This window comes from Methylobacterium sp. Leaf85, assembly GCF_001422125.1.
In the GTDB taxonomy this organism is placed as follows: Bacteria; Pseudomonadota; Alphaproteobacteria; order Rhizobiales; family Beijerinckiaceae; genus Methylobacterium; species Methylobacterium bullatum.
In genome coordinates this window covers 1-10,648 of sequence record NZ_LMME01000024.1, presented here as the reverse complement: position 1 = coordinate 10,648, position 10,648 = coordinate 1, and the positions used below count along the sequence as shown (strand labels likewise).

8 protein-coding genes and 1 pseudogene are annotated in these 10,648 nt (G+C 56.7%); 4 read left to right on the top strand and 5 right to left on the bottom strand.

All coding sequences use genetic code 11. The features are described 5' to 3' along the window. Positions 1–276 precede the first annotated feature (276 nt). Positions 277–2,904: a LamG-like jellyroll fold domain-containing protein gene (locus ASF08_RS24890; RefSeq protein WP_156629598.1), complete on the bottom strand. Its 2,628-nt coding sequence runs from the start codon at positions 2,902–2,904 to the stop codon at positions 277–279. Between the two features lie 386 nt (positions 2,905–3,290). Continuing rightward, a pseudogene (locus ASF08_RS14690) lies at positions 3,291–3,548 on the bottom strand (transposase); the annotation flags it as partial. A 255-nt stretch (positions 3,549–3,803) separates the two neighbouring features. Between ASF08_RS14690 and ASF08_RS14685 the strand changes: the two are divergent. Next, a complete protein-coding gene (locus tag ASF08_RS14685; RefSeq protein WP_056146635.1) occupies positions 3,804–4,151 on the top strand; it encodes a hypothetical protein in 348 nt (115 codons plus the stop codon). Positions 4,152–4,229: 78 nt separating this feature from the next. Here ASF08_RS14685 and ASF08_RS14680 read toward each other — a convergent pair whose 3' ends face one another. The 3 genes from ASF08_RS14680 to ASF08_RS24880 form a co-directional block, all read right to left on the bottom strand. Further along, the gene (locus ASF08_RS14680; RefSeq protein ID WP_056146633.1) at positions 4,230–4,475 is read right to left on the bottom strand and encodes a hypothetical protein; all 246 of its coding nucleotides are present in this window, start codon (positions 4,473–4,475) and stop codon (positions 4,230–4,232) included. A 416-nt stretch (positions 4,476–4,891) separates the two neighbouring features. Then, the gene (locus ASF08_RS14675; RefSeq protein ID WP_156629596.1) at positions 4,892–7,495 is read right to left on the bottom strand and encodes a hypothetical protein; all 2,604 of its coding nucleotides are present in this window, start codon (positions 7,493–7,495) and stop codon (positions 4,892–4,894) included. 18 nt (positions 7,496–7,513) lie between these two features. Then, a complete protein-coding gene (locus tag ASF08_RS24880) occupies positions 7,514–8,173 on the bottom strand; it encodes a hypothetical protein (protein WP_156629595.1) in 660 nt (219 codons plus the stop codon). Positions 8,174–8,644: 471 nt separating this feature from the next. On the opposite strand from ASF08_RS24880, the gene ASF08_RS14670 reads away from it, so the two are divergent. From ASF08_RS14670 to ASF08_RS14660, 3 genes are all read left to right on the top strand, one after another. Continuing rightward, positions 8,645–9,286, top strand: coding sequence for a DEAD/DEAH box helicase (locus tag ASF08_RS14670; protein ID WP_156629594.1), 642 nt, complete (start codon positions 8,645–8,647; stop codon positions 9,284–9,286). Positions 9,287–9,582: 296 nt separating this feature from the next. Then, entirely contained in the window at positions 9,583–10,125 is a 543-nt protein-coding gene (locus ASF08_RS14665) for a hypothetical protein (protein ID WP_156629593.1), read from the top strand. 336 nt (positions 10,126–10,461) lie between these two features. Next, positions 10,462–10,648: transposase (locus ASF08_RS14660; RefSeq protein ID WP_200931865.1), on the top strand; the 187-nt coding region annotated here is incomplete at its 3' end.

The window sequence follows — 10,648 nt, the reverse complement described above, 5'->3', positions numbered from 1 at the left end:
CTCAGTCAGATGGAGAGGAGCAGGTTTTGGACCACGGGCCATCGGGCACCTCCGTGCGGACATCCCCCACACGTAGGTGCAAACTCACAATCTGAAACCAAACTTCTAACTCAGACCACTAGGGTCTGGCCGGTCGGGCTTGAGGTAGGCAAGAAGGCGGCCGGGGCTGGGCATGAGGTCCGCTCCCGGCTGCCATACCTCGCCCAGCATGACGCCAGCAAAAAGCCCGGCGCGGAGTGATCCGGCCGGGCTCGGGTTAGGGGATGGGAGTCGAACTTAGGTGAGGAGGAACCCGAAATCGTTCGCATCCAGCGACGAGGCGGCGACATCATGAAGGATGATCTTGTTGCCGGACCCAGCGCCGTCGAAGGTGATGAGCGTACTCGCTCCGCCATTCAGTCCGCTGATGTTAATATCATTGAAGCTGTTGACGAGGGCTGACACGTCAAAATGGTCTGCGCCTGACTCAAAGCCATAGACATTGTCGCGTCCAAAGTTTGCTTTGAAAGTGAAGGTATCAGCCCCTGCGCCGGCATAGAGTTTGTCGCTCCCGGTGCTACCGTCAAGGACCGTGTCACCCGCGCCGGCCGTGATCGTGTCGTTACCCTTGGTGCCCGTCACCGTAGCGAGCGTCGTTGCGGCATTCTGTACAGCGATCGCGACTTTCGTACTCACACCAGACATATCGAGGGTCAGCGCATCGCGCACATAGACCGTCTCGATCTCCTTGAAGTTCGTGTCGGTGAACGTGAAGGTTTCCGCCCCCTGAAGGAAGAGCTTGTCGTTGCCGGCATCCCCCTGGACCAGCGTCGGCGCCTCGATGACCACCAGCCTATCGTCGCCGACTCCCCCGACCAGCGTGTCGGAGCCAGCGTCTCCGCGCAGGGTATCGTTGCCCTCGCCTCCAAAAAGCCGGTCATTTCCCGCCCCCCCAGCGAGGACATTGGCCGTCGCATCGCCGGTCAGCGTATCCGCGTTCTGGCTTCCGCGAACGTTCTCGATATCGGTGCGGATGTTTACATCATTCACCTGGCCGATGAGCGGCGTGTCCTTTTCCCAGTTCGAGCGCCCGACGAACTCGTTGGTCCGCTCGATGTCCCTGGGGACGAGGCCTTGCCCTTCGGCAACGCGCTCCCCGTCCTTGAACAGTCGCATCCAGCCCGCCTCGTCGACGGTGGCCGTCCATGCGGCCTCGACACCCTCGACGATCGCATCCTCGGCCACGATCTTGGAGGACTTGGCACCGTTCATGATGGTGAACTGCAGGTCGTTCGACGTGCCAACCTGTGTCAGGATGATGTTGTCCGAGGCCGGACCGTTCCCGATATCGAGAATGCGCTGCCACGAACCGCCATCGACATCGTCGAAGGTGGCTTTCGCGCTGACCGTGAAGGCACCATGGATGTCGGGCAGGTCCTGCTTGAACGTGATGTCGTAGATGCTGCCGATGAGCGGCGTATCACTCGACCAATTCGACTTGCCGACGAGGTTGCTGGTACGCCCGATGTCTTGCGGGACGGCGCCCTGGCCTTCAGCCACGAGGACACCATCCTTGAAGAGCTGCATCCAGCCCGTCTCGTTCACGCCCGCTCCCCACTCCGCCTCGACGCCCTCGGTGATGGCGTTCTTGGCGACGACGCGGTAGCTCTTCGAGCCGTCGAAGATCCCGAACGCCATGTCGCTGCCCCGACCGATCTGGCCGAGCCAGACGTTGTCGCTGGCACGACCGTTGCCGGCATCGAAGACGCGTTGGTAGGAGCCCCCCTGCAGATCGTCGAACGTGACCCGCGCCGACATCGAGAAGGCGCCGTCGATCTCCGGAACCTGTGCGACGAAAGGGTCGTCCGAGGTCGGAGTGAGGACCATCTCGAACGTGTCCAGACTGTCGGCCGCGATGGGGCCGAAACGGCCTTCGACCTGCCTGAGCAGACCAGCGATGTCGAGCACGGTGTTGTCGAAGCTGAGGGACTCGATCCCCGAGATCGTATCGATGGCACCGGTCGCGAGGTGCTTGAAGGTAAGGGTGTCGGCTTGCGCGTCTGCCTGGTAGACGACCGCATAGCCCTTGCTGTCGCCTGCCCAGGCCGCCGTGTCTTGACCGGCGCCTCCATCGAGAACGTCGTTCCCGGCCCCTCCCATCAGCACGTCGTCGCCGGCCCCGCCGAACAAATGATCGTTCCCCGTGTTTCCGTCGATCCGATCATTCCCGCCATAAGCGTGGAAGGTATCGTTGGCTTTGCCGAGCCAAAGTCTGTCGGCCCGCTCCGTTGCGATCGGAAGTCCCTTATCCTGCAGCATCGCCAAATCGAGATCCGAGATCCCGGGTGAACGCTGGCCCATTGCCGCATTGGGATCCATCAGATCTTCGCGGCCAAGAGTGACGTGCGCTCGTGCCCAGTCCAGGGGAACGGGCTTCCCATAGACAGCCACGGCGTTCTCACCCTCGAAGAAGCGGGCGCCATTCGCCGCCACCGTGGCTTTGAATTCCAGGAACCCAAGCGCGTGGCCGAATTCGTGCTGGAAAATATGGAATGCGTCGAACTGATTGCCGGGGACTGGTGTTTTCCCCGTTGGATCGTAAAAGAATTTGTCCGTCGAGACATTCTTCTCGCTGAATGTCACCATACCATCCCAATTTGATCCGTTAACATTGATGCCACCCCGCATCTCTGTAGCTGGTATCGCGGTGAAATATTTACCGTTCCAGGCCCATGCGGGACCGCCAGTTGCGGTAGAGCGCGTCCCGATGTTGCTAGCGGTAATAACGAATTCAAGGACGGCATCACTCTGAAAATGGTTCGCCCAGCTGTCTGCTGCAGCCTGCGCAGTCTGAAGAGCAATGTCAGCTTTATCCCCTAGAAGGGATGGGAAGTAATTGCTCGCCCAGCTTACATTGATTTTCATGACTTATAGTCTTTCTTTTTCAAGACTTCAACGTGACGGATTGGAGGAATGTCCTCGAAGCGCCATCATAAGATAGATGCATAAATAGCCTTTGTCAATATATGGCATTATATATCAACTATATCTTCTTATTTTTAATTAATAATAGTATAGAGTCATAGGCCGTTTATATAGTAGACATCACAGCAAAACCAAAGTTGATGATTAGGTTTCATGGTTTATCACTACTTTGGCATTTTTGCCCAAAGAGCAATGATGCAACTTCGCGTAGGTTTAAACGGCGTCAAAATCCTCCGGTTTGAGGCACCTGAGATTGCAGAATGCTCAGACCATTTTCCTGCCTGTGGCGTACATCTAGGTCAGCATACCTTTTTGCCAAAGTAGTGCTAGGGCATCTCTGAAAAGTCATGTGAGCAGAGCATGGTCATGCCAAGGGTGACCATGACGAGGTAATTGGCTGCCCGCTTCTCGTAGCGGGTCGCGATGCGGCGATACTGCTTGAGGCGTCCAATCAGCCGCTCGACCTTGTTGCGCTCACGATAAGCTGCCTTGTCGAAGCCGGGCTGACGTAGCTGATCCTTGCGGCTCGGAATGACCGGCTCGTCCCGCCGCTGTTTGAGGCGGCGGCGTGCCGTCGGGGTTGAGGCTGACATCTGGGCCGGCAGTGTGGCAGACCTGAGGAATGAGGAGATCGCGGATGGCGCGGCAAAGGTACAAGGGTTTCAGGCCGGACCCGAATGACTGGGACCACACGACAACGACATGCCGTCTTTTGGAAGCCAGTCAGGCCGCTTGCACCGGGGCGAGAAAGCCGCCTGCCTTACGGCGCAGATGATCTGATTGCCGAAAGCTCGGCGTTTAGCAAGTAAGTAAACCTACGCTTCAATGATAGGTGTTAGATGACCAATCCAACGGCGTTGAACGCCATGTCGTCATTGCAAGGTCTCAGCCTGACCTTGAACGCTAATCTGATAGCTCTGGAGAAAATCAGGAGAGCGGTCGAAAATTCTCTGACGAGTGCCATCGAGGCTGAGGTCGTTGTCCGACGGATGGGACTTCGCGAGGCAAACCAGCGGGTTGATGATACATCGGACGCATTGGCCGATGCCAGCCGCCTTCAAGGGGAGAGCAATGAGGCGTTTCGACAGATCCGCGAGCAACTCGCTGAAATCTGTACGTGCATCGACATCGTGAAAGGGCGGATCGTCAGCCTGGATGCGCGGATACAATCAGTTCGAATGGATTGAGACGCCCTTTCCAGACCCGCCTCGACCGAAGTCGGGCGGGCGGAGTGTCGATGGGTCCGGCTAGTCTTGGGAACGGCCTTAGCGGGCGCTGCTATTGGGGATGCGCTGCTCGGGCCGCTCGGCGTTTCCACCGGCAGCCGAGTCCGACGTGACCGTGTCCGCGCCCGTGGCACCGCGCGAAGTGACAACCTCGCGGTCGTTGCCGGTGCTGTTCGGTTCCTTCACGACGAGGGGGGCGGCTCCGGGCTGACGTGGTGGAGTGCCCTGCGCGAGGGCCGGCAAGGCAGCGAACAGGGAAGTACCAACGAGAAGAACGAATTTCATGGGAACGGGTCCTTCCATCTCTGAAAATAGGAATAGGCTTGACGTCGGCTGACCAAGCTTGAGCGTATCTGGCCGTTTAGGCTGGCGCGGTCCACCGCCTCGGTCCCGGGTTAGGTTTCAAGCTTCTCCATGCGTTACTGCAAAGCCGACTCGTTCAAGCCGCCAAGGCCAAGTGGCCTGCCATTCGGCCTTGGTGGCGCGGATCGTTTCCAGCCGCCGCTGCGTGTCGGCCATCCAGTCCGGCGTCTCGTCGCCTCGCCGAATAGCTTCAACCCAAACGGCCAACGGCGTCGTGTAGTGGCCGGCCCTTGTAGCGCCAGTTCGAGCGCACCTCCCTTGAGCCCGTGGAGAGCGGTTTGGGAGGCGCTACTCGACCGCGCCGGCTAGCTACCGACCCGACGAGGATAGAGCTCCACTCAGACGAAGAAGTCTGCCGCTGTCAAATGGGCCTTGTTGTCGACGATAGCGAACTGCAAGGCCGTAGAGACAGTGCCGCTGCCATCCGCGTCATAGAACAGGTCACCTGTGCGTTTGTCGTAGATGATCCGATCCGTGGCATCGACGGCACCCGCGCTGAGCTCCTTGAACGCGGTCTCGTCAAGCCGCCCCAAGCCCAAGCCCCCGAAGACGTTCCGCCCCAGCTGGATCGTATCATCAGTGATCGAGAAATCGTCGAGGTGGTCGATGTTGCTTGTGCCCAGCCTGGTGCTGAACACGAACGTGTCCGCGCCAGCTCGGCCGCTCAGTATGTCGGGGCCGTCCCCCCCATTCAGGATTTCGATGCCATCGTTGCCGACGAGCGTGTTCGCGCCGGTGTCTCCGATCAGCGTGTGGGCGGACTCACTGCCGCTTGGATCCTGAACGCTTATCGTTGTCGAGCCGTCGGCAGCAATATTCGTAATCCGTGTGTACGACACAGACCCATCGGCATTCAAGTTCGTCTGGATCGTGGTAGTCCCATGGACGTCACTTGAAATCGTAGAGATCTGGGTCCGTTCGTATACATTATCTCCATCGAGATCTGCCTTGAAGATTTGAGATGTTCCATCCGCGCCAAATGTTCTGACTGATTGGGTGAGCAACGAGCCAGCGGCATCGGTGTCAGTGATGGTCTGAGTACGGGAACCATCTTCGTTGATCACGGTCCAATCGACTCGGATGAGATCGTCTATTCCGTCACCATCAAAATCAGCCTGAGTTGTACCGATCTGCCCGTCGGCCGAAACGACATGCACAACGCTCTCAGATATGGACCCATCTGAATCCAACCTTGTCACTGTAATGGACCTACTCGCGTCATCATGTGTCGTGTCTATCTCGCGCTGGTCTATTGTGCCGTTCCCGTCACTATCGTACAGGCTTAATTTGATTTTCCCATCTGCGCTTATATATTTGGTCGCGTGGCTAAGTAGAACGGCAGACGCACTCTGCTCGGAGAGAGTGTTCGTCTGGGCGCCGTCGGAATGAATCACGGTGACGCTATTTTGCACGCTATCGATGACCCCATCGCCATCATGATCAAACCGGATCGTTTTTGATAATCCGTCCGCAGAGGAAGTCGATATTATCTCCGAGGCAAGATTACCATCGATATTGAATGCCTTGCTGACGATGCTTGTCGATCCATCAGGATTCAGGATCGATTTCGCGTCGACTTGATGAGCTGCGGCTTCATAGCTGAAGGTCGTGCTTGCAGCCGTGCCGCGTGTGCCATTGGTCCTCGTGAAGCTGGACTGCCCGTCAATGGATGAGCCATCCGTGAAGGTTTTCACGGTCTTATCTACGGTCAGATCGATAGAGCTTACACCGGCCTGCGCGAGCGTCTTCACAGTCTGTGTGCCATCAGCGTTCGACACCTGAATCTTGAACGAGGCGAACCGCTCATCGCCAGCGTCGAGCTTGCCATTGTGATTGGTGTCGAAAACGTTCGCCAGCGCCTGCATGTCGCTTGTGGCAGTCGGATCCCAGTCCGTGAAGACGATCTCCTTCCGGTGAGTTGCTCGACCGTCTCCATCGATGTCAAATACCAGGACCCCGTCTCCCGGCCCGGCCCAAGCCGTCCGATGCTGGTAGCCGTCTCCAGCAATATCAAAATAAGTGTGCGAAGACGATTTAGGCGCAATCTCGATACCGTTCCCGTTTAGATCGAGAACAACCGGCTTAGCCTCAGTTACATATCGGTTGCCGTAATCATCGAAATGATACTCGAACCCATCCATCGTTATGCTGAAGTCATACTGCTGGTTAATGTATGGAGACATGGTGTTGGGCTGTTTATACAAGAATTGATTATCGGTTGGGCTAACGAACCAATCAAACCCGAGCGGCGACAGGTTGAGGCGATCCTGTGTTGTCGGTGGCGACCAACCTGAACCATCGGCCAGGAGCCTGTTTTCATTATAATAAAATACCATGCTTAAGCTCTTGTTGAGCAGCGGTATCGGCATGTCCTTGTTGAGATAGTTCGAAAGCACATAGTTTATTGCTGCATTCAAGGCCTGATCGGTTGCGTAGTTCAACACAGAGTACACGTTCGATGAGATGGTCTCGCTTATTTGCGTTGCGTATTCATTGAAATCAGGCAGGTCATTCTGATTGTAAAGGACGGGGGATCGATCTTCAGGATTTAGTCCATCCCATTGCTGAACCAGCTCCCCCTGCTTGCCGGCCATCTGCCATATGTCTTGAGCAAACGTGCGGCATGAGTTCCCTGCCAGCCAATAGTTGTCGGGTTTATCTATGCGTGAAGCAATGTAGTTGTTGATATTATCCAATTGCTCTTGTGTGACGTCGACTGGAATCGAATCAAACTCGTCAGTATATTCATCTTCAATTTTTACTTTTCCATCGTTTAGGTAAGGCACGGGCAGCAAATACGTAAGATTGTTGCCGCCTTCTGTGTTCATTCCAACTTTTCTTTGCGTTCCATCGGTACCTGGAACAGTGACGTTCAAATGACCTGTATCTAGAGGATCTAGAGGATCTTCAGCTTTATAATAATTAAATTTAATCTGGGGCATTTGATCCTCCTATATCTATCAAGCCTTGATCTGGAAAATGAGCTCGTTGAAGCCGTCGGAGCTCTCACGGAAGCCTTTGTAGGAGATCTTTGAAAGAAGGCGGGCCATATCTTCATAAGCGACACTGCCCGGCAGACGTAATTCTATGACATTATATAAATCTAATGATGTAATTACAGATCTTCCGACTAATGCAAGGTCGTGTATTTTTAAACTCTCAATTTCCTCCTTACTATTCTCAATCCGCTTTAATTTATCAGCGATGATCTGTGGTGAAACTGATTTATGAACGAAGTAAGAGACTTCGTCATCTCTAAGGTCCATTCGGGTTGGCGAGCAGGTTCTGCCCTCGCCGCGAATGGACTTTGACTTTTCATATGCCTCAGCCATGTTCTTTGACGTCAAGTAAACATGTTTCATTTCCTCTGAACTGCAGAACTCCGCAAACGCCGAGCTTGACGGTACACCATATAGATTGGTCAAATAGATACGACTGATAAGCGACTTGATATTTCCAAAATTGTTTATTCTTTGTCGACGGTTTGGTTTAGAGCCAAAGTTGACCAATATTTTTTCTCCTTCTAGCCCATTATCTAATCCATATTTCGATGCACCATGGTCGAGGCCTCCGAACGCAGCCATCGACAAGGCGGCGATGAGTACGATATTTGTCGGCATTGTTCTCCCCCTTAGTTCGTCGATTATAAGCAGAGCATAAGGAAAGACTCTTGCGCTACAGGGCTATATTGGTATGATTTTAATGGCGATTCGATTTGATCCGCAATAGATAAAAAATCTCATGATTGCCCATCGGGGCCGAAATCAATTCGCCGCCGAATCAAGGTGGGGAACATCCATCTACATCATTGATCGGAGCGTCGTTGGCTTGCCTTAAGCGGTGACGGCGTGAACCGACCGGCACCTTTGGACCGAGCCACTTGATAAGCTGCTGCAAGATCGCGCTTACGGGTAGCCCGAAGGTCAGTTTTGGGAAGGTGACACGCGCAGCCGGTAGCCCAGCGGCGAATGCGGTCGAATACGACAGCATCTCGGCAAGCGGATGAATTCGCCGTGGTGATGGCGCGGCATGCCGCGGTCGAGCACCGTGCCTTCCACGACGTCTAGGACGGCAAACAACGTCGTCGTGCCGTGGCGGCTGTCGCCGTGCGCCTGAGCGGCGGCAGCCCGGGACGGAGTGACTGGTCGTGGCGAGTGCGCTTCAAAGCCTGGCTCCGGCTTTTGCCGTCGAAATGCAGCACCACGGCATGGGCGGGGCATACGCTGCGGAAGGCTCAGGCGGAGGGTTACTTCAAACCCATCGGCTTCCTCGTGGTCGACGAGTTCAACCAGGAGGAAGCCCATTTCGCGATCGTCTGCGCGGCCATCGATCACCTCGAAGCCGGCCTCGGGCCTGGGTTTGGACACCACATCATGGCCCGAGCGGACGACAAGGCGCGGGCCTGTGCGATCCTGGGCATCAACGCCGGGCTGGCCTCGCAACGCGGGCCGGTGTTGCTCCACAGCGGCCTGAAGCAGGCGGAGCAACGGGAATCGTTACGGCGTTTGGGGGCGGGGGAGAACCGCATCGTCGTGTGCGTGGACATGCTGGGAGAGGGTCTCGACCTGCCCGAGCTGAAGATCGCTGCCATCCACGATCCGCACGAGAGCCTTGCCATCACCCTGGAGTTCACCGGCCGCTTCACGCGTTCCCGGGCCGACCCTAAGGACGCGATGATAATCGCGGACATCGCCGACCGGCGCGTCGAGGACGCCCTTCATGACCATGAGTGAAGGACGCTGACTGGAACGTCATCCTCAGGGACCTCAGCGAAGACGCCACGGGCCGGCAAGCGTGACGGTCCGAGCTGCTCGAAGGCTTCGGCAAGGTGCCCGAGGAGGTCTTGTCGCGCAACATCTTCCCGAAGATGCGGGAACGGTCAGGACGTGCGCGCTTCGCGGAGGAACATCACCTGATGGCTGAACGTCAGTAAGCGTCCATTGACCAGAATGAAGCTTGGCGCTTCCCGCTGACACCGTGTCCTGGCATCTATGCCACCACCGCGCGAATGCAGGTACGGAGCACCACCATGAACAGGATTTTCGCCAGAAGCGTCGCTTGCGCCCTCCTCGGCCTTACTACCGGGATTACCCATGCGTTTGCCGCGCCGGTAGGCCCCGCCGCGCCCGCCCTGGCCGCTTACATGGCGGCCACGAAGATCCCCTGCTACACGCAGGCCGGAGAGGGTTCGTGCACGATCAAATCGCTGGATCAGGGCGTGCATCTATTTCATGGCAAGCCAGACGCAGGCACTGACGAGGCCGTAGCCTTCGTCGAATACCAATACGACGCGACCGGTAACGGGATGGACCAGATGGCTATCGTCCTACGCTTGGTCGCCGGCAAATGGATTGTCGTCGGACGCGCCGACAACACAACCGGTTCCTCGCCGCGGAACGTACGTTTCTCACCCGGCGCGATCACCTATGTCGGGACCGTCATGGGTGCCAATGACAATCGGGCCAACCCAACCGGCAAAGGTAGCTTCCGGCTCGCCGTGGGCGAACGCAGCGTGTCCTTCGTCAAAGACCGTGCCAAAGGTCGTTCCATGTCGGATGAAATTCGACGCTGAGCCAACACCCAGGCAACATTTGGTCGGTGTGGCCGCTGTCATTCTTGTTGGCTGGGTTCCACGCTAGTGCACTGACACCGACTGATGCACCATAGCAGTCATCGCTAACACGCTGCTAAAGCAGCGAAATTTTCGCCATGACTCGCACCTTTTGAGTGCGTCAGTGCACTAGCATGGGAAGGCCGATGCGAGGCCATCATCGACAGCCACCTCATTTCGCCCCGAGTTCGTCAATCAGGTCGTGTCCCAGGCAGTGGTGTAGCTTCAGGGTGGTCATCGGCGGTTGCCGGGTAGGGTCGGGTTGCGACTTCCAACCCCGAACCCGAGAGACCCCCGATGACCGACGAGATCATGACCCTGCGCGGGCTGATGGAGAAGAGCGCCGACGCGGATTTGCTACGCGAGATGATCGGCTTTGCGGCCGAGCGCTTGATGGAACTGGAGGTGGGCGGCCTGACCGGGGCGGCCCACGGCGAGAAGAGCGCCGAGCGGCTGGTTCAACGCAACGGCTACCGCGACCGGG

Excerpts from the sequence above, each read along its gene's own strand:
- ASF08_RS24890 (WP_156629598.1), bottom strand. The coding sequence starts at position 2,904 with ATGAAAATCAATGTAAGCTGGGCGAGCAATTACTTCCCATCCCTTCTA.
- ASF08_RS14685 (WP_056146635.1), top strand. The coding sequence starts at position 3,804 with ATGACCAATCCAACGGCGTTGAACGCCATGTCGTCATTGCAAGGTCTC.
- ASF08_RS14680 (WP_056146633.1), bottom strand. The coding sequence starts at position 4,475 with ATGAAATTCGTTCTTCTCGTTGGTACTTCCCTGTTCGCTGCCTTGCCG.
- ASF08_RS14675 (WP_156629596.1), bottom strand. The coding sequence starts at position 7,495 with ATGCCCCAGATTAAATTTAATTATTATAAAGCTGAAGATCCTCTAGAT.
- ASF08_RS24880 (WP_156629595.1), bottom strand. The coding sequence starts at position 8,173 with ATGCCGACAAATATCGTACTCATCGCCGCCTTGTCGATGGCTGCGTTC.
- ASF08_RS14665 (WP_156629593.1), top strand. The coding sequence starts at position 9,583 with ATGAACAGGATTTTCGCCAGAAGCGTCGCTTGCGCCCTCCTCGGCCTT.